The organism is Geminocystis herdmanii PCC 6308 (assembly GCF_000332235.1).
In the GTDB taxonomy this organism is placed as follows: Bacteria; Cyanobacteriota; Cyanobacteriia; order Cyanobacteriales; family Cyanobacteriaceae; genus Geminocystis; species Geminocystis herdmanii.
This window is the reverse complement of sequence record NZ_CM001775.1, coordinates 3,897,545-3,916,599: the sequence shown is the minus strand read 5'-3', so window position 1 is coordinate 3,916,599 and position 19,055 is coordinate 3,897,545. Positions and strand designations below refer to the sequence as shown.

Genomic DNA, 19,055 nt, shown 5'->3' with positions numbered 1-19,055 from the left:
AATTAAGAATGTTACCCTCCTTCAAAGATGTTGAGTTCAATTTATTGAATCTGAGTTCGACATAAAATCATCGGTTAAGATAAGGTATCAGGTATCAGGTATTAGGTATTAGGTTAAAGAATTGACAAAAAATATATCCTAATTGATTTTTTTATCTTCAATTCTTTGATCGAATTATATAATCTTCTGAAAATTACACCTGAAATCTGCAACCTGCCCTTATCAAACATTCTTGCATCAAACTGAGGTGATATTATTAGACGTGTAATTCATTACACGGTGGGTTATTGATTAATTTCCTAATTCCTAATTCCTCATTCCTCATTTTTTGACTATTTTTATGTTAAATTAAGAAAGTTTTATATTTTCTAGTTCGATCGAGATTGTTAGAGTTTATGTTGTGGTTGAAAGTTTGTCTTTTTATATTATTTTTCCCCGCAAGTTTTGGATTATTATGGCAATCTTTGACTTTAAATAATTTATCTGAACAATTAATATCGTTTTCTTTTTTTTTATTTTCCTTAGAACAAGCTAGAATGGCATTTGTTGATATAACATCTTATTCTCTGGGAAAATCTAACAATTCATATAACTACGATATTTTAACACAAGAGATCAAACAAGAATCTCAAAAAGTAAATCTTACCTCACAAGACACAATTTTTGATGGAGAAAATAATAATTTATCTCAATTTCTATTCGTCATTATCTCTACCATTATAATTGAATTATTCGGATTTTATTTATCTTTATTCTCTTTAGGTTGGGGGGCAATATTTGTTGTAATTAGTCTAATTTGGTTCAATAGTTTAGCACCATTAAAAGTACTTGAAACGGATAAATTTAGTTTAACAAATTATACTTTTTCTGATAAAATATTCATCTTATTTGCCGACTTTATTTGCTTAGTGTTAATGAGTTTATGGGTGATAAATTTTTACCCTTTAACTATTGCTTTTATCATCCTATTCATTACTTTGACTTTTGCCGGTGTTAAATATAGAATTTCTACCTAATGGAAGCTATGATAACACGATCGCGCCCTTGTTCTTTAGCTTGATAAAGTGCCGTATCTGCCTCTAAAAGTATAGCTTGAGGTGTTAAACCGTGAGAGGGAAAACAAGCAATACCAAAAGAAGCTGTAATATTTGGTAAAGACTGATTATTATAGACTAAATTTAATTGTTTGATTGCCTGTCTAATTTCTTCCGCCCTTTCTTTTGTTCGCTCGATCGAAGTGTTTGACAATACAATAGTTAATTCTTCACCACCATAACGACAAACAAAATCGGAGATACGAGTTTTTTCCAGTAAAAGATTACTAACTATAGTTAAAACTAAATCTCCCGCATCATGGCCAAAAGTATCATTAATTTTTTTAAAGTAATCAATATCTATCATGATAACACTTCTTAGTTCATTATTTTTTTGTGCTATATTAATTTCTCGTTGGAGAATTTCATCTAAATAACGTCTATTATAAAGACCTGTTAAGGAATCTGTTATACTCATTTTATATAAGTTTTTCCCTAAAGAAATATTAGCTAAAATTAAGGCAATTTGCTCAGCAAAATTAATAGCAAATATTTTTTGTCCTTCACTTATACCTTGTCGATCGTTACTGGTAAAATAGATAAAACCAAAATCTTTTTCTTTTGCTTTTAAGGGATAATAAAATGATTGTGATTGAGATGAATTAAACTTAGATAATAAATCTTTATTCTCTTTAAAAATAAGTAAACATTTTTCAGCGATATTACGATCTAAATTACCACAATTAATTATTTTAATAGTTTCTCCATTTTCATCCATGAAAAAAAATCCTCCCACTAAATTATCAAAAAGCAACTCAGCAGAAGTTTTGATGATAGAATAGGCTTGTTCAATATCATCACAATTTTGAAGTAATTGACTCATCTTGTAGAGTTGAGTTAATTCTAAATTTCTTTTTTGTAACTCTTTACTTTTTATTGATAAATCTTCTTCTATTTTTTTGCGATAATTCAATTCTTTTAATGCTTTATCTCGCATTTCTTGATGTTGTTTGATTAAATTACTCGCTTCTGTAACATCCTGAATAACAATCATTCCGTCATAACCATCATTTTTAAAATGGGGTATTGGTGTTACGATCGTATGTTGAATGCGTAAGTTACCGTTAGATAAGGGAGAAGGAATGATATGTTTATGAAGTTGAGAAGAAAAAATTGTGGCAGGACTACCTTTGAAAATATTTTGAATACGATTATAATATTTTGGTTTAATTAAATGAGGAAAAAAATCATATATTTTTTGATTTAAAATTTGATGGCGTGAAATATTAGTCCATTTTTCTAAACATTTATTCCAAAAAATAACCGTCATATCTTGTTGAATTATACATACTCCTACAGGAATATGATCTAAGATAGTAAATCTTGATTGTGCTATTTTATGTTCTAAGCGATTAATCTTCATTTTAATCCCCATCTAATTCCTGTAAAGCCTGTAATATTGTATGAAAACTTCCTAGATGAAAAATCAGAATAATATCACCTTGTATCTTTGTTTCTTCAATAAAAAAACGAGTTTGAGCTAAAACTAAAGTAGAATGTTTTTCTAACTGTTGATTGTCAATTAAATTATCTATATTACCCTCCATATAAGAAGGTAGAAAATACTCTAAATCTTGGGATAAAAGATTACTAATTGCACCCATTACCCCACTAATAACAATATTACCAATTTCTGTTAATGCACCAACTTTTAATTCATCTAACTCTGATTCGGAAATTTCCATTTCTTCATCGGTAACAATAGAGACTAATTCGGCAGCACTATCTGTCGGAAAAACTAATTCTGCATTACCACTTATCGAGCCAAAAAACTCTAATTCTACGGCAGAAAATTTACCTTTTCCTAATTTTAATTCTAACTCTTGTTTAACTAAATCTGGACTAAAAGTTTTAATAAAAGGAATCTGGAGAGTAATATGACTACTCAACATTTCATTTAAAACTCCTGCTGCTTGTCCTACACCAATATTGATTATTTCTTGTAGTGCATCAATTTGTTCTGAGGTGAGATTCATGGGTTTAGTAATTTGTTTGATTTATCTATTCAATGATTCTAGTAAAAAAATAGTAATTATATCCACAAAATTTTTAACAATAGTGTTTTTTATCAATACTATAAATTTAGGCTATTATTAATAAGTTCTTTAAGAATTTCGGCTTTAACTGGTTTATTTAATACCGAAATTGCACCTAATTCTAAACCTTTTTGTCTAGTTGTTTCTTGAGTATCTGCTGTAATCATTACCACAGGAATTGAGCAATTTTCTTCTTGTAATTTTTGTAAAACTTCTATACCATTAAGTTTAGGAATTAGCATATCTAAACAGACAAAATCAGGTTTTTCTTGTTCAATTTTGCTTAAGGCTTCTTCTCCGTCTTTAGCTTCTATGGTAGAATGTCCTAAATTCTTAACAATTTTTTTAACCATGCTTCGGGATAATAGCGCATCATCAACAATTAAAATTAATGCCATATTTTTCTTAAAATTAGTTTATTAAGTATTATTTACTTTAGGCTCGATCGATCTTTCAATCATATCTTAAAAAAGCTCATAGAGACTATAGTCATTTTAGATCATTTCTCAAAAAATGTCTTTCCTAGGGATAATTTATAAATTATCCCGATAAAGTCTTTATTCTAGGGCATTAATCAGGGAATAACTTTTAAAATATTTTTCACTAATAATTATTAAAATAATAGCAAATAATAAACTGAATAAAGCACCATAAAAATCAAGATAAAAAATTGCTAAACCCATAATTAGGGTAAGAAAAATATAGGTTAATGCGACTTTTTGATGACTCCAACCGCTTTGTTGTAATCTTTGATAAATGTGGCTTCTATGGGCTTGAAAAATATTTTCTTTTCTAATCAACCGACAAATAATAGTATAAATGGCATCCCCAGCTAAGGGTAAGGTGATAAAAATTGCCGACCATGATAAACTTAAATTATTAGGATTTTGTAGTAAAGCAATGGCGATCGCACCTCCAAGAAAAGTACTTCCCACATCTCCCATAAATATCTTAGCAGGAGACCAATTCCAATACAAAAATCCTAATAAAGCACCGATGAGAATTAACCATTGATATTGTTGTAAATAAATCGCTACAAAAGAAAATTGCACCACACAAACTCCTGCGACAATACCGTCTAAACCATCCATAAAATTATAGAAGTTAATTAGGGCAGTAAAGCCAATTACCGTTAATATGGTGGCAATAATCACCCCCATTAAGCCTAAATTATCAAAGGGAAAAGGAAAGAGGTTGTAATGAATCACGGCAAAAATAGCTACGGCAAATTGTACTCCATAACGTAATAAAGAAGGTAAATTAAATCGATCGTCCAAAAAACCGATAATAGTTAAAGGTAAAAGAATTAAAGGTAAAAATATGTCTGATTCGAGGGAAGAAATGGGGAAAAAAGCGATGACAATAACCCCTAAAATAAAAGTAATAACAAATCCTAATCCTCCTCCCCTCGGAGTTGGTTTAACATGGGAACTACGTTCATTAGGAATATCTAAAAGTTGTTTACTAAAATTCTCTTTAATTAGAAACACTAATAGCAAACTCAACAAAAAACTAGCAATGGAAATAAATATAATCGACATAAACTAAAAAATAGATAAATTTATCAATAAAAATATCACAATTCATCTCAGTCAACCATAAATTTCTCGGTGGAGGAAGGCAAAAGACAAGAGTCAGGAGGCAAAGAATGTTCGATATTGATTTTAATAATGATTGATTTACCATGAATTATTTAAGAATGTTTATATATAAAGAATAAAAATTAGGAGGTATTAAGATGATTAAAAAACTTTATTATGGAGATAATTTAGACATTCTCAGAAACGAAATTGAAGACGAGATTATAGACTTAATTTATCTCGATCCGCCCTTCAATTCTCAAGTAAATTATAACGTAATTTTTAACAGTCCAAAAGGAGAAAAGTCATCGGCACAAATTACGGCTTTTGAAGATACTTGGACTTGGAATATTGAATCAGAAAGATGTATCCAAGATTTGAAACAAATTAGAGGAGATTTAGCAGAATTATTAGATTTATTAGTGCGTACTTTAGGGAAAAATTCCCTTTCTGCTTACTTGGTAATGATGGCAATTAGGTTAGTAGAATTGCATCGAGTCTTAAAGTCAACAGGTAGCTTATATTTACATTGTGATCCCACAGCGTCCCATTATTTAAAGATGATTTTAGACATTATTTTTGAGCCTAAAAACTTTAGAAATGAAATCTCATGGAAACGATCGCAACCTAAAAGTCAAACTAAAATAAATTTTTCTAATTGTCGAGATGTTATTCTTAGATATTCTAAAAGTGATGTGGTAACTTTTAATAAAGTTTATGGAGAATATAATCAAGAATATTTAGATAAATTTTATCGTTTTGTGGATGAAAATGGCAGACGTTATCGTTTAGGTGATCTAACTAATCCTAACCCCGATCGACCTAATTTAACCTATGAATTTTTAGGAGTAAAACGTGTTTGGCGATGGACAAAAGAAAGGATGCAAAAAGCCTATGAAGATGGTTTAATTGTCCAGAGTAAAAAAGGAGGAGTACCGAGATTTAAAAGATATTTAGATGAAATGCACGGGCAACCCATAACGGATAATTGGGATGATATAGAACATTTGCACGGTTCACATAAAGAAAGATTGGGTTATCCTACCCAAAAACCATTAAAATTATTAGAAAGAATCATCGAATCAAGTAGTAATAAAAATGACTTAATTTTAGACCCATTTTGTGGTTGTGGTACGGCAGTTCATGCGGCGGAAAAGCTCGATCGACAATGGATTGGTATTGATATTACCCACTTAGCAATTTCTCTCATTGAGAAACGTTTAAGAGATGCTTTTTCTGAGAAATATTTAGATAATTCTGAAGACTTAGTTAAGAAAAAAACAGACTTTTTTGAAGTAGAAGGAACACCTAATAATTTAGAATCTGCTCTTGATTTATTTAATCGAGACGCTTATCAATTTCAATGGTGGGCAATTTCCCTTGTCAATGCACAACCCTATCAAGGAAAGAAGAAAAAAGGTGCTGATTCTGGTATCGATGGTATGATTTATTTTGATGATTTTGACAGTGAAAAAAGCGAATCTGTCATCAAAAAAATTATCGTTAGTGTTAAAGGGGGTAAAAATGTTAATGTATCTATGATAAGAGATTTACGAGGTACGATCGAAGCTAATAAAGCTAGTATGGGATTTTTTATCACCCTCACTCCGCCGACAAAACCGATGATTCAAGAAGCATCAAAAGCAGGATTTTATCAAGCAGGAAATGGCAAACAATATCCCGTCATTCAAGTCTTTAGTATTGAAGGTTTAATTAGTGGAGAAGAAAAGCCAGAATATTATGATTTAAGTTGGGGAAAAAGTACCTTTAAACAAGCCCAAAAAGAAACTCAATCTAATGGTGAACAAATAGAAATTAATGGTATTTAAACCATAGATAAATTAGTAGGGTGGGTCATGGATAAAATCTCAGATAATGGACATAATATCACGAACAGACCCACCATCATTAGTCGATCTAAAATTAATATAATATTTTTTGAATACAATAAATTATTAAAAAACTATGGTAAAAATACTGAAAAGACGATCGATCTCCTCTCAACAAGTCTATGATATTGGAGTAGAAAAAGACCATAATTTTTTATTAGCAAATGGTTTAGTTGCCTCCAATTGTTTCAATAAATCTCACTCGACGGCTTATGCTTATGTCACCTATCAAACAGCATATTTAAAGGCAAATTATCCCGTAGAATATATGTCAGCTTTATTGAGTGCTAGTAGTGATAGTCAGGAAAAAATTGAAAAATATCGAGAAAATTGTTTAAAAATTGGTATTGATGTTAAACCACCTAATATTAACTATTCCCATAAAGAATTTACTCCTCAAGGAAAAGATATTATTTTCGGTTTTTCAGCTATTAAAAACTTAGGAGAAGGTGCGATCGATAATATCCTAGAAGCGAGGGAAAAAGCAGGAGGAATTTTTAAAGATTTTGCCGATTTTATGAGTAAAATTAACTTAAAAACCGTCAATCGCCGAGCCTTAGAAACATTAATTTATGCTGGAGGATTTGATACAATTCATAGTAATCGCCGTCAATTAATTGAAGGCTTAGATTTACTAATTAATTGGTCACAAAAAAGGCTAAAAGAGAAAGAAACAGGACAATTAAATGTATTTGATTTAATGTTAGGAAATGACTCAGAATCTGCCGTAGAAACTAAGTATGAAAACGCTCCACAATTACCAAAAATAGAAGATTTTTCCCCCCAAGAAAAGTTAAAATCAGAAAAAGAACACTTAGGCTTTTATGTTTCTGAACATCCGTTAAAACCTTTTAAAGAATCAGCTAAATTTTTAAATCCTGTCAATCTAAGTGACTTATCTGAACAAAAATCTCGCACAAAAATATGTGTCGTTGCCATATTAACTACTATTAAAAAACATATAGATAAAAATAATAATAATATGGCTTTTTTGACTTTAGAAGATATTTCTGGACAAGCGGATGGTATTATTTTCGCTAGTAATTATGACCAAGTAAAAGACAATTTAATTGAAGATACTCCCCTACTTATTTGGGGTAAAGCTGATAATAAAGGCGACAAATCACAACTTATTATTAATCAAATTAACAAAATGGAAAATATCCAAACAGTATATATTCAATTAAGTCCAGAACAAGCTATTAACCCTCAAATTCAGGGCAAATTAAAGAGTATTTTACAAGAACAATCGGGGGATAAAAATGAAGCAGTAATCCCCACTATGGCAATAATAGACGGTGTAAATGAAAGAATTTTTGTGCGTTTTGGAGATAATTATTGGGTACAAAATGCAGATAATACAGTAGAATCTTTAAAAAATGCTGGTTTTTTTGCCTATCTTCAAAGAATTAATAATTAGGCGTTGACTCATAGTTTTTTGATGAGGGGAGACTAGAAGACTAGGAGATAATTATTAATTATTAATTATTAATTCTTAATTCTTAATTCTCAATTCTTAATTCTTAATTCTTAATTATTTACGGGATTTACCAGAATCTAATTTAAGGATACTTTTAACCATATTTAAACCTTTAAAACCTAGTTTTTTGCTTAAACGAGTAACTCCTGTTACCACTTCCCTTTCTTGGGGTTTTGATAGCTTTTCTTCTAATAATTCCTTTAATTTTGTACTGGTTAAAGGGCGATTTAAAACACCTTTTTCTCCTAAAGAAATTGACCCTGTTTCTTCTGAAACTACTATGCAGATACAATTTTCTACTCTTTCTGTAATACCCATAGCGGCACGATGGCGAGTGCCTAATTGACGGGAAGCAGTGCGATCGGACAGTGGTAAAATAACACTAGCTGAGACGATTTCCGAACCTCGAATGAAAACGGCGCCATCATGAAGTAAGGTTTTCGTTTGAAAAATAGTTTGTAGTAATTCTTTACTAATTTCAGCGTTAAGTTTGACACCCGGATTGAGAAAAATTCTTTCTTCAATAGTATTAAATGTTTCAATGATAATCAAAGCTCCCGTGCGATTTTGAGATAATTCTTTGATGGCATCAACAATTTCATCGATGACGGTATCTTCTTTGGGTAAATGAGGATTTGATTCAAAAAATTGTCCTAAATCTCCCTTTCCTAATAGTTCTAAAAAACGGCGGAAATCTGATTGAAATATCACCGCCATTGAAAGAGAACAAATTATTACCAGTCTTTCTAAAAAAAAGCTAAATAATGTTAGCTTGAAAACTCGATCGCTCAGAAATAAAATAATGATCAGGATTAGTAAACCCCGAATCATTCGTTGGGCGCGACGCTCTTTGATAAGGATAGATATAAAATAAAATGAGAAAGATAACAGTGCTATGTCGAGCAATTGTCGCAACACAAAAGGTAAATTGTCAGGAAAACCCGACCAAAACATCAAATTTTAACTCACTACTAATAATTTTCCTAAAACAATAATACACTACAAACTTTTAAAGTTAACTGTTATTTAAAATTTTTGTAGTCACTAATAAGTTAAAAAAATCATAACATATTTAGGCAGTACTGAAAAAGTTTTTTGATGAGGATAGGAGTTAGAAGATAGAAGATAACAGATAAATTAAGTTCTTTATTTCACAAAGGTATCATTTAGCAGTAACTTTTCTGCGTCATTACCTACTCTAATGGTAATATCTGAATCGATGTCACCGATGGAGGAAGATTCCAATTCGCCAAAATTGAGGATGCTTTTAATTTTTTGAGCCGATCGAGTGTCTCCTTTTTGAGCGATAATTTGAGTAACGGAAATAGGATAGGAAGAATTTTGAGACAAATAAACGTTGTTATAGCCGTTTTCTTCTAAAAATAAAGCTAATTTTCGAGCTAATTCTCTATTCGAGGTGGTATTTTGAATACTAATACGTTGTTGTTGGCTCGATCGAGTATCATTAAAAGAAGTATCACTATTAAGATATTCTTGAATCACTCTGTTTTTGTCATCATCAGAAATCAACCAATAACTAAGACGATACTCTCTGGGGTTACTAGGGCGCCCGGGTAACATCACCATACGCACATTTTCTTTATCCACACTTAAACCAAAAGCCGCCAGATTATATATTTCTGAGGAAGTCAAATCTGTATCAATTTCGTCTTGTAATAATTGTATCGCTTTAGGAATTTTGAATAATCCTTGAGGGGATTGTAGTCTTTTTCGTAATGCTTTGAGTAACATTTGTTGTCGTTGCACTCTACCAATATCTCCTAAATTATCACTACGAAAACGGGAAAATTGTTCAGCTTCATCACCATTTAAAGTTTGTTTTCCTTCCTTTAAATCAATATACAATCCTTGAGTTTTATCCGTATATTTCATATCCATTGGCACATAAACTTCAATACCACCAATTAAATCAACTAAATCCTTAAAAGCATTCGTGGTAACTCGGATATGTTTATCAATGGTAATACCTTCAAAGTTTTCTTGAATAACCTCTTTCACAAAAGGCACTCCCCCAATGGCATTGGCGCTGTTGATTTTGTCATAACGCTCATTAGGAAATCTCACACGGCTATCTCGTGGAATCGATAAGAGTTTCAAAGAATTATCATCAGGCTGAAAACGTACTAATAACATAGTATCACTACGACCAGAAAAACGATTTTCTGAATTACCATTATCATTAGGTACTGCATCAATACCCATGACTAAAATATTAACAGGTTGTGGTAATTGTTGAGTAAAAAAAGCATTTATGCCAAACTTTTTGATTGCATCTACTTTATTAATAAAAGGGTTAAAGTCAATGGGAGTTTTTAAGCCTATAGTTATCCCTAAAAAACTAGAAATTGTCGCAGTAATAGTAAAACATCCGCCCCAAATAAAACCTTGATATAAAGGAGAAAATGGCTTTTTTGATGACTTATTTTTACTTGGATATTTAGGCTTTTTTTTACTAGGTTTGTTTGTCAATTTCACAGTTAATTCGATTTTAAAAATTGATTTTTGTTTAATAGATTAATTCGTTTATGCACTATCAAAGTTATATTTTTGGCATATTTAGAGGTTGCTTAAAAAGTCTTTAGGGAAAGAAAGGAAGTATTTTTAATTTTCCATTCTCCATTCTCCATTCTCCATTCTCCATTCTCCATTTTCAATTCTCCATTAATTTTAAATATTAATTTCACTAGGTTGATTATAGGTAGCAATAATGCGATGATAACCTGAAGCGGGATTTGCCCATTGATAAATATATTCTTTAGGATTTCCCCAACATAAACCTAAGTATATCTCCTCTGTTCCTCCATCTAATTCAGCCCATTCCCCTTGATGGTATAATTTTTCTAATTGTTCTTGTGATATAGGGGAAGTTCGATCGATACTTAAATAAAATTTCATTCCTTGAGTAGCATCACGCCAAAAATCAAGTACAGACGACTTAGCATTCATCAAAATTTCCTTATCCCCCTCAATAGCAATTAATTGATTATAGACTTCAGGGCAACGAAAAGACTTACCTTGAAAATTAACTGTACGCCAAATTACTCCCGAAACCTTGTGTTTTAGTTGATATTCATGGATTTGTTGACGAAAATCACGAAAGACAAAAACCCGACTCATTTTTTCTAAATCCATTGCCTTAGCTACCACAGGATTATCTAGCTTTTCTTCCGCATTAAAGATAATTCTTTTTCCTCCCCAAGTTGCCCTTAATTCTAACTCCAAAAATTTAATTAACTCGTCTGTGGTATAACTCATGTCATGACTAGGATTAGTAAATATCATCAAACATTAGAATACATCATTGCCAGTAAAATTGGCTAATGATAACAAATTAATCTTAGGTTTTTCTTGAGCTTGAAGTTTTGTTTTCTCTGTATTATACCCCCATAAAGCCAAAAATAGTTTAACTTCTTGTAAGTCTGACTGTTGATTAACTAATGCTAAAGCCTCTAATCTATCTTCGATAAAACATACTTGAGAAGGCTCAATTTTTTCTTGTTGGATAATTAATCGTAAAGTTTCATACTTAGGGCGTTTAACTTCTTTGCCAAAAATAGTATTTTCTGGTAAATAAATCCCTTCTTTTTCTAATAGCTTTCTTGCAAATTTTCCTTCTTTGGTAGTAATTATATAGATTTTTATATCTCGATTCATTAACTGTTGAAGTTTAGATTTTACTCCTGCATAAAATTCTTGTAAAGATAACCATCGATCGAGATCATCTTTTATTTGTTGTTCTCTAATTTCATCTAAAGTTTTAGCAATTATTTCGATTTTTATGCCTTGTAAATTAAGTATTTTAATCGCTTTTTCTTTGATATTATACCAATTTTCTAAAATATTTTCAGGAGTTTCACCCCAAGTTAAAACTCTTAATAATAAAGGCATTTCCCAACCAGTTTCTACCATAGGGCGCAACAAATTAAATTGAGACTGTAAACTATCAAGCTCGATCGATGATCGATCGAACCAAATTTTTTGATAAACTAGCTTACTACTATAAAAATATTCCCTTAAACCATCACAAATAACACCATCAAAATCCGTTACTAAAATTTTCATAATATTTACCTAATTAATATGTAGGTTGGGTTAGCACTCTTCGTAACCCAACAAAACCCCCTATGAGGGTTGAATATTATTCAAACCCTACAATTTATTAAAACTCTTTTCTGGAGATGTTTAATTCCCCATTCTCAATTTTCAATTTTCAAATTACTGGTAATGAAATTTGATAAAATCCACTACCTGATGTAAACCTTCCCCCGTTTTAAGGTTAGTTAAAACAAAAGGTTTTTCCCCCCGCATTTTTTTTGTATCCCTAATCATAACCTCTAAACTAGCACCAACATAGGGCGCTAAATCTATTTTATTTATCACCAATAAATCAGATTTTGTGATACCCGGACCACCTTTGCGAGGTATCTTATCCCCGGCGGCAACATCAATAACATAAATAGTCAAATCTACTAATTCTGGGCTAAATGTAGCGGCTAAATTATCTCCGCCACTTTCCACAAAAACTAAAGTTAAATCTGTGAATAGAGATTCTAATTCTTCTATAGCTTCAATATTGATAGAAGCATCCTCTCGAATAGCCGTATGAGGGCATCCTCCCGTTTCTACCCCCCTAATTCTCTCCGATGGTAAAGCCTGAGATTTGACTAAAAATTGAGCATCTTCTTGGGTATAAATATCATTAGTCACCGCAGCTAAAGAGTAATTTTCCCTCATGGTTTTACATAAAGCGTCTAATAATGCTGTCTTACCTGAACCTACAGGACCTGCTATTCCTACTCGAAAAGTACTCATAATATATATCGTAATTTTATGTTGAACATGAGATAGTCATTTAACTAAGAATTTTAGATTAAACTCAAGTCATATTAATTTATCTTATAAAGCTGAATTAATTGAATGTTTACATTAAGAAAGGCAAGAGGCAACAGGCAAGAGGCAACATGGTATTGAGAAAATTTTATTAATTCCAAAATATACAATCTATTTTGCATCAGTATTTAATATCTCCTTCGACTGCGTAACATCAGTTATAAAATAAAGAAGATAGAATGTAAAGTATAAGATAAAAAACAATAAAAAATTTTCTACAACTTTCAACTCTTATTTTATTTATGTCATTTATCACTTTTCTATTACCACAAAATTAATTCTTAATTACTACGCTTATTTATAAACTTACTTTTATTTCATGAAAAATATCATAAAAAAGTCTGATTTTGTTCTAAATCCTTACATGAAAAGTGATGATTTACGCGCGACTTATCAAATCCTAAATACTGTCATTCCTTATATATTTTTATGGTTTTTAGCCTTTAAAGTTGCGTCTATTTCTTATTGGTTACTTCCCCCAATTATGATTTTGATTGTGTTATTTTCTCTGCGTTGTTTTTCCTTAATGCACGATTGCGGACATTATTCTCTTTTTACATCAAAAAAGGTTAATAGATTTTTCGGTTTTATTTTAGGAATTATTAATGCAATGCCTCAATATTCATGGTCGAGGGATCATGCTTACCATCATAAAACAAATGGAGATTGGGAGCGTTATCGAGGTGTTGCTGACTTTCTTTCTACTGAGGAATTTTCTCAACTGACACCATCAAATCAAAGGCTTTATGAGGTATTAAGACATCCATTAATGGCAATTCCGGGGGGTTTTTTCTACCTTGCCATTAAGCCAAGACTTGCGCTCATTCTCGGTATTTATGACTTAATTATAGATGTGATTAGGTCGATCGAAAAAGATTCTACTTTAACGCTATCAAAAATAATTTCTGCGCACCAGTCTAAACATTGGCAAAGTAGAGAAGAGTTTTGGGATTTGCTTTTAAATAATATTTTTGTAATTAGTATCTGGATTTTTCTTTCCTATACTATGGGGGCAGGATTCTTTTTAACTGTTTACTCGATTACTTTGACTTTTTCGGCGGCAATTTTTATCAATATCTTTTTTGTGCAACATATTTTTGAAGATTCTTATGCCCATAAAACTCAAGGCTGGGATTATATTAAGGGTGCGATCGAAGGAAGTAGTTATTTAGAATTACCTAGTATTTTAAGATGGTTTACCGCCGACATCGGCTATCACAATATCCATCATCTTTCCGAAAAAATCCCTAATTATAATCTGGAAGCCTGTCATCATCAAAATATTCATCTTCTCTCGAAGGTAAAAACAGTACATATTAAGGATATGCTAGGGTGTTCTAAATTTATTTTGTGGGATAGTGATTCTAGTAAACTTGTTTCTGTGGAGTCATTTCGCTTGAATGAGGATTTAATTCTTAACACCCCAACCAGAATTAAGGTAGAGACGTAAAATTTTACTACTTTATAATAGTTTTAACCCTTAAAAATTTTTATCAAATGTCTAAGGAGAAGAAATTTTTAAGGGCGAAATTAGTTGAAAGGCTTGGTTTACTCCTTGCCACAATAATTCTGGATAGTCTTCAATTTGATTAGTGGTAGAAATTTCTTCTAATTTTTGTAAGGTTTCAGCGATGATTTTTCTGCCTTTACTGCCGTAGGCAACTCCAGACACCACTGAGGGTATCAAATTTAAGGCGTTTAATTTCTCTACGGTATATTCGTTTGTGCCTCCGGCTAGTTGAATGAAGCCTGAAAGGTTGGTTTCTTTCATTTTTTGAGCGTATTTGATGGTTAAATGGGTTGTACCGCTACCAATGTCACCGCTCATAGGTCGCCCGTCAGTTTGCCAGATTAAGGGAATATTGACGGGATGAATGTATTGATAAATTTGGGTTAAATATTCGGTAACGGTATCGGTATATGGGCAACTAATGGCGATTAATTTTAGTTGAGAAAGGTGAGGTTTGACTATATCCCAAACTTTGATAAAATCGTCTAAATGTCCTTGTTGGGTATGGATTTCGATCGAGCTAATAGGTAAAATATCTAACCAGTGTAAAACCTCTTTAGTGCTAATAATAGTCGATGTGGTGTCAATAATATTAATGGGGCAAATGGGCAAACATCTTCCGCAACCGTAGCATAATTCTTCGATAACTCCTTGATGTAAATGATTAAATTTGATGGCTTCGGCGGGGCAAATTTTTTCACAAGGGCGAGGACATTCCATCGGACATAGGTTAGGATTAAAATATGCTTTACGAAAATGAGGATCTTCACCATCATTAATACTAACCATCAAAAAAGGCTCAGTATGAGGATTATAACCTTTTTCTATGGCACTCGATCGATAATTTTGAGCGATTTTGATACCTTCTAAGGCACTATGAATCACTGCCTTATCGGCGGCAACATCCAGACAATCCGCACCAGCTAAAGTATAAATTAAAGATAAATTGCGAATGGAAGGTAAATGTTGATAACTTGCACCACAAATCAACTTAAACCATCTACCTTGTTGTAATGATGCTAAAGGGGAGAGAGTTTTCAACGAATTTACCATAAAACATGAAAGTGAAAAAGTCACATGAGATGATTTTCAAAAATAATTATACCTCAGCTCGATCGACTTAAAATCTTTGTTATTTGTTTATATATATTAAGTAATATAAAACCCTAGAGGATTAGATGTTGAAAAAATCTTTAAACCATTAGAATTGAAATAGTTTTATCTCTAATAAAAATTTATGTTGCGTCGTCTTCTAATTATTTTAACTTTATCAATATCTTTTCTTTTCTTTAATACTATCTCCATTCCTTCCGCCCAAGCGCTTGTGCAAATAAAAATTACTGATATATCCTATAAAGAATGCCCTGCTGGAGTAGGAGAAGGAAGTGTCACCAGTGGAGGTAGTGCCTTACCTGCTACTTGTTACCTCATCACGGGTAAAACCAACAATACTTCTGGAAAAACTCTCTATGATGCCGATGTTTTTGGTAGAATTTATGATGCCAATAATGAACCAGCTTTACAAAATCGTACCCGATTAGGGGCTTTAGCGGAAGTGCCTACGGGAGTGAGTGAGTTTGAATTAAGAATTAGTGTACCATCTAATCAACCCACTCCTTTGCAATTAAAGCAATTTAAAGCGACTGGTTTTTCTAGTAAAGTTTATCCTACTTTTTAATCAGAGTTTTTCAAAATCGAGGCAAAATTGTATTTCCCTTAGTCGCTTTAGCAGAATTTAGCTATTAGCATTGTCAATTTATGGCAAAGCGAGTTATGTTAATTTCGTCAGACTGCTAGGCAGTTATTCAGACAAACCCATATCCCGCAAAGAAATAAATTTCATTCATTGCTCATAGCGTAACTCTACTAAAGTAAGTTAATTATCTTAAAAAATATTCGTTTTTTTCTAATCATTGATTTTCTAATCCGAAAAATAGCTAGATTTCTTATCATTGATGGTTTTGAGTTAAATCAAAATTAGAGAAAGAAAAAACCCTACTTTTTAAACTAAACCAACTACCTGATATAAGATTTTAGGGATTAATTGTAGCACAAAAATAGCTAAAATGGCAGAAAAATCAATACCTCCTAAAGGGGGTATCAAAGAGCGAAAAATGTTAAGATAAGGATCGGTTACGGGTGCTAAAAAGGAAATGATATTACCAGCCCATTCCGCCGTTTGAAACCAACTTAACAAAATTCTCACGAAAATTAAGATTAAATATAATTGAATAAAGTTACTCACGGTACTGATAACTAAATAAGTAATACCATCCATACTTTAAAATTTCTCCATAATATAGTCAATTTATTCCTTTTATCTTAACTGAATTTGGAAAAATGTAACTTAATTTAGGGGTTGCTTAAAAAGTATTTTGATGAGCGGAGGTATTAGGGATTAGGTGTTAGGTATTAGGTTAAACACTGAAAAATCAAGGTTTTGACACTTTATATCAATTTTAATAGCTTTCTAACTTCCAAGCACAATCCCTCTTCCCCCTCTCACTTTCATCAGTAAGGGAGATAGTATTATACAATGCACATTAATTTGTGCGCTGTAACCAAAAACTCTGCATTCCTACAGATTTACTCCCTTCATAATCTTCCTTGAAGCTATCCCCAATATACCAAGCCTTCTCAGGTTGACAATGGTGTTTTGCTAAGGCATTTAAAAATATTTTGGGGTTGGGTTTGGCTACTCCTGTGAGGGAAGATATAGTAATTGTTGAAAAATATTTGCTTAATTCTAAGTTGTCTAAAACTGTAAAAATTCTCGTATCAAAATTAGAGATTATAGCTAATTTTATACCTTGGTTTTGCCATTCATTTAATACGGCTATTACTTCTTCATAAATAACCCAACATTCAGCAGTTTTAAAATATTCGTAAAGTTCTTGAAAATATTCGGTAAAATTACTAAATTGCTCGATCGTGAAACGGCGCTGCGCGATCGAACCGTCTTGATTAAAGGTATTATAAGTAACGGTTTCCCACCATTTAAACTCTAATTCTTTAATTTCTGCTTCATTTTTTGTCTCAAAAGCAAGGGGAGAAGACTGTTTAAATATATCATAAAAAGCTCGATCGATCTTTTCTGGTGAAGCATTTACTCCATATTTTTGGGCTAACTTTGTGTAAATATAACCAACACTATTTTTCACCCCAAATATTGTACCCACCGCATCTAAAAAGATAACTTGAGGTAAATTATTTTCCTTCAGATATAACTTGTTAATTGTCAATAAACTATCTAATATCTCAGTCATAAATTAATATCAGTAAAACAGGTATCAGGTAGTAGGTATTAGGTTAAATTCAAACTGTTAATTTATAATAATTGGATTTTTGGCTCTTCTACTTCTCGTCGTGATAAATTATGTCTAAAAAAAGGTGTCAGGTGTCAGGTAGCAGGTGTTAGGTTAAATTAAAACTGTAAATTTATAACATCTGCATTTTTAAAATTCTAAACCTATAATATATCAACACTTTTAACGATTATTTACTACTAAAATATCATAACTACTGTAGAAGAGCCATTCTCAATTCTCAATTCTCAATTCTCAATTCTCAATTCTCAATTCTCAATTATTTATTCTTTCTTCTCAATTCTGACTATAATCAATGTCATAGACAAAGGTTTATTAGAAAAATATGTTAAAAAAACTTTTAATTACATCCGTTACAGGTTTATTGTTGACTATAGGCATCAAACCCAGTATTGCTGGTACTTTGGTTGAAAATGTTGCTCGTAGTGGTTTTTTAACCGTTGGCACTTCCATGAATGCTGTACCTTATTCTTATATTAACGCCGATGAGCAGTTAGACGGTTTTTCCATCGACATCATCAAATTAATTCATAAACAGCTAGAAGAAGAATTAGACAGAGATATTGTACTGGATTTTGTCCCCGTTAGCACCCCTCAAGAGGCACTACGGAAGATGATAACAGGAGAAATTGACATCGCTTGTAATGGTGTCTTTACATGGGAAAGAGATAAGTATGTGGACTATACATTAAGATATACTATCTCAGGTATTAGGCTATTGTTTCCTAAAGGCAAAATTCCTACAGATACTTCTTTTGCTAATACAAAAATTGGTATTCCTCCTCAAACTTTTGTCAGTAATGCCATCAAATTGGCACATCCTAACGCTACTTTTGTGGAGGTAGCTACTTTTGAGGATGGCGCAACGGCGTTGAAAGAGGGCAAAATTGACGCTTTGGCAGGGGATACCATGATGTTAGATGGTTTACGTCAACAGATTAACTCTGAAGGATTTGAGCAATATCCTCCTTTTTCGGAAAATCCCTATGCTAGATTTGGTGTAGGTTGTATTGTGCCTCAAAATAATTCTACTTTCCTCAATATCGCTAATTTTACTATTGCTAAAATGATGGAAGGTTACTTGATTAATGATCCAGAAATGACTACTTTAGTTAATAAATGGGTTGGTGAAAATGGTGTAGTTTCGATCGTATCACCAGAAGCGATTAAAAGTTTCTTTGAGAATACCATTAATAATCATGAACAAATTCCCTTTACTAAATAAAAAG

Annotated in this window: 18 protein-coding genes; 6 read left to right on the top strand and 12 right to left on the bottom strand. The window is 31.8% G+C overall.

Annotated features, from left to right (window positions below; all coding sequences use genetic code 11):
• Positions 1–395: 395 nt before the first annotated feature.
• Positions 396–1,016, top strand: coding sequence for a hypothetical protein (locus SYN6308_RS19565; protein WP_017296153.1), 621 nt, complete (start codon positions 396–398; stop codon positions 1,014–1,016).
• On the opposite strand, the gene SYN6308_RS19560 is transcribed toward SYN6308_RS19565, so the two are convergent.
• From SYN6308_RS19560 to SYN6308_RS19545, 4 genes are all read right to left on the bottom strand, one after another.
• Positions 1,009–2,457 (bottom strand): sensor domain-containing diguanylate cyclase, encoded by a 1,449-nt coding sequence (locus tag SYN6308_RS19560; protein WP_040466893.1) that lies wholly within the window; start codon positions 2,455–2,457, stop codon positions 1,009–1,011. The genes SYN6308_RS19565 and SYN6308_RS19560 overlap by 8 nt on opposite strands.
• A gap of 1 nt (position 2,458) precedes the next feature.
• A complete protein-coding gene (locus SYN6308_RS19555; protein ID WP_017296151.1) occupies positions 2,459–3,070 on the bottom strand; it encodes a hypothetical protein in 612 nt (203 codons plus the stop codon).
• Positions 3,071–3,168: 98 nt separating this feature from the next.
• Positions 3,169–3,528 carry a response regulator transcription factor gene (locus SYN6308_RS19550; RefSeq protein ID WP_017296150.1) on the bottom strand — a complete coding sequence of 120 codons (360 nt, stop codon included), beginning with the start codon at positions 3,526–3,528 and terminating at the stop codon, positions 3,169–3,171.
• Between the two features lie 159 nt (positions 3,529–3,687).
• Positions 3,688–4,671 carry an MraY family glycosyltransferase gene (locus tag SYN6308_RS19545; RefSeq protein ID WP_017296149.1) on the bottom strand — a complete coding sequence of 328 codons (984 nt, stop codon included), beginning with the start codon at positions 4,669–4,671 and terminating at the stop codon, positions 3,688–3,690.
• 197 nt (positions 4,672–4,868) lie between these two features.
• On the opposite strand from SYN6308_RS19545, the gene SYN6308_RS19540 reads away from it, so the two are divergent.
• The gene (locus tag SYN6308_RS19540) at positions 4,869–6,539 is read left to right on the top strand and encodes a DNA methyltransferase (RefSeq protein ID WP_017296148.1); all 1,671 of its coding nucleotides are present in this window, start codon (positions 4,869–4,871) and stop codon (positions 6,537–6,539) included.
• Positions 6,540–6,675: 136 nt separating this feature from the next.
• Positions 6,676–8,019: a helix-hairpin-helix domain-containing protein gene (locus SYN6308_RS19535; protein WP_017296147.1), complete on the top strand. Its 1,344-nt coding sequence runs from the start codon at positions 6,676–6,678 to the stop codon at positions 8,017–8,019.
• Between the two features lie 114 nt (positions 8,020–8,133).
• Here the strand turns inward: SYN6308_RS19535 and cdaA are convergent, their stop codons facing one another.
• The 5 genes from cdaA to ureG form a co-directional block, all read right to left on the bottom strand.
• Complete coding sequence (cdaA, locus tag SYN6308_RS19530) at positions 8,134–9,033, bottom strand: diadenylate cyclase CdaA (protein ID WP_026102183.1); 900 nt, start codon at positions 9,031–9,033, stop codon at positions 8,134–8,136.
• 192 nt (positions 9,034–9,225) lie between these two features.
• Positions 9,226–10,575: an LCP family protein gene (locus SYN6308_RS19525; RefSeq protein ID WP_017296145.1), complete on the bottom strand. Its 1,350-nt coding sequence runs from the start codon at positions 10,573–10,575 to the stop codon at positions 9,226–9,228.
• 192 nt (positions 10,576–10,767) lie between these two features.
• Positions 10,768–11,355 (bottom strand): hypothetical protein, encoded by a 588-nt coding sequence (locus SYN6308_RS19515; protein ID WP_026102182.1) that lies wholly within the window; start codon positions 11,353–11,355, stop codon positions 10,768–10,770.
• A gap of 33 nt (positions 11,356–11,388) precedes the next feature.
• Positions 11,389–12,162, bottom strand: coding sequence for an HAD family hydrolase (locus SYN6308_RS19510; protein ID WP_017296142.1), 774 nt, complete (start codon positions 12,160–12,162; stop codon positions 11,389–11,391).
• A gap of 153 nt (positions 12,163–12,315) precedes the next feature.
• Positions 12,316–12,912: an urease accessory protein UreG gene (gene ureG, locus SYN6308_RS19505; protein ID WP_017296141.1), complete on the bottom strand. Its 597-nt coding sequence runs from the start codon at positions 12,910–12,912 to the stop codon at positions 12,316–12,318.
• A 442-nt stretch (positions 12,913–13,354) separates the two neighbouring features.
• Here ureG and SYN6308_RS19500 point away from each other — a divergent pair, with 442 nt between their 5' ends.
• Positions 13,355–14,440 (top strand): fatty acid desaturase, encoded by a 1,086-nt coding sequence (locus tag SYN6308_RS19500; protein ID WP_017296140.1) that lies wholly within the window; start codon positions 13,355–13,357, stop codon positions 14,438–14,440.
• A 51-nt stretch (positions 14,441–14,491) separates the two neighbouring features.
• Here SYN6308_RS19500 and ldpA read toward each other — a convergent pair whose 3' ends face one another.
• Complete coding sequence (gene ldpA, locus SYN6308_RS19495) at positions 14,492–15,541, bottom strand: circadian clock protein LdpA (protein ID WP_017296139.1); 1,050 nt, start codon at positions 15,539–15,541, stop codon at positions 14,492–14,494.
• A gap of 196 nt (positions 15,542–15,737) precedes the next feature.
• Here ldpA and SYN6308_RS19490 point away from each other — a divergent pair, with 196 nt between their 5' ends.
• Positions 15,738–16,178 carry a hypothetical protein gene (locus tag SYN6308_RS19490; RefSeq protein ID WP_017296138.1) on the top strand — a complete coding sequence of 147 codons (441 nt, stop codon included), beginning with the start codon at positions 15,738–15,740 and terminating at the stop codon, positions 16,176–16,178.
• A gap of 324 nt (positions 16,179–16,502) precedes the next feature.
• Here SYN6308_RS19490 and SYN6308_RS19485 read toward each other — a convergent pair whose 3' ends face one another.
• Together SYN6308_RS19485 and SYN6308_RS19480 are read right to left on the bottom strand one after the other, a co-directional pair.
• Positions 16,503–16,778, bottom strand: coding sequence for a YggT family protein (locus SYN6308_RS19485; protein WP_017296137.1), 276 nt, complete (start codon positions 16,776–16,778; stop codon positions 16,503–16,505).
• A 265-nt stretch (positions 16,779–17,043) separates the two neighbouring features.
• Positions 17,044–17,766, bottom strand: coding sequence for an HAD-IA family hydrolase (locus tag SYN6308_RS19480; RefSeq protein WP_017296136.1), 723 nt, complete (start codon positions 17,764–17,766; stop codon positions 17,044–17,046).
• 385 nt (positions 17,767–18,151) lie between these two features.
• On the opposite strand from SYN6308_RS19480, the gene grrP reads away from it, so the two are divergent.
• Positions 18,152–19,051, top strand: coding sequence for an extracellular substrate binding-like orphan protein GrrP (gene grrP, locus SYN6308_RS19475; RefSeq protein WP_017296135.1), 900 nt, complete (start codon positions 18,152–18,154; stop codon positions 19,049–19,051).
• Positions 19,052–19,055 lie beyond the last annotated feature (4 nt).

Coding starts and splice junctions, on each gene's coding strand:
- SYN6308_RS19550 (WP_017296150.1), bottom strand. CDS start 3,528: ATGGCATTAATTTTAATTGTTGATGATGCGCTATTATCCCGAAGCATG.
- ureG (WP_017296141.1), bottom strand. CDS start 12,912: ATGAGTACTTTTCGAGTAGGAATAGCAGGTCCTGTAGGTTCAGGTAAG.
- SYN6308_RS19500 (WP_017296140.1), top strand. CDS start 13,355: ATGAAAAGTGATGATTTACGCGCGACTTATCAAATCCTAAATACTGTC.
- SYN6308_RS19560 (WP_040466893.1), bottom strand. CDS start 2,457: ATGAAGATTAATCGCTTAGAACATAAAATAGCACAATCAAGATTTACT.
- SYN6308_RS19480 (WP_017296136.1), bottom strand. CDS start 17,766: ATGACTGAGATATTAGATAGTTTATTGACAATTAACAAGTTATATCTG.
- SYN6308_RS19555 (WP_017296151.1), bottom strand. CDS start 3,070: ATGAATCTCACCTCAGAACAAATTGATGCACTACAAGAAATAATCAAT.
- cdaA (WP_026102183.1), bottom strand. CDS start 9,033: ATGTTTTGGTCGGGTTTTCCTGACAATTTACCTTTTGTGTTGCGACAA.
- SYN6308_RS19515 (WP_026102182.1), bottom strand. CDS start 11,355: ATGAGTTATACCACAGACGAGTTAATTAAATTTTTGGAGTTAGAATTA.
- SYN6308_RS19485 (WP_017296137.1), bottom strand. CDS start 16,778: ATGGATGGTATTACTTATTTAGTTATCAGTACCGTGAGTAACTTTATT.
- SYN6308_RS19545 (WP_017296149.1), bottom strand. CDS start 4,671: ATGTCGATTATATTTATTTCCATTGCTAGTTTTTTGTTGAGTTTGCTA.
- SYN6308_RS19540 (WP_017296148.1), top strand. CDS start 4,869: ATGATTAAAAAACTTTATTATGGAGATAATTTAGACATTCTCAGAAAC.
- SYN6308_RS19535 (WP_017296147.1), top strand. CDS start 6,676: ATGGTAAAAATACTGAAAAGACGATCGATCTCCTCTCAACAAGTCTAT.
- SYN6308_RS19490 (WP_017296138.1), top strand. CDS start 15,738: ATGTTGCGTCGTCTTCTAATTATTTTAACTTTATCAATATCTTTTCTT.
- SYN6308_RS19565 (WP_017296153.1), top strand. CDS start 396: ATGTTGTGGTTGAAAGTTTGTCTTTTTATATTATTTTTCCCCGCAAGT.
- SYN6308_RS19510 (WP_017296142.1), bottom strand. CDS start 12,162: ATGAAAATTTTAGTAACGGATTTTGATGGTGTTATTTGTGATGGTTTA.
- grrP (WP_017296135.1), top strand. CDS start 18,152: ATGTTAAAAAAACTTTTAATTACATCCGTTACAGGTTTATTGTTGACT.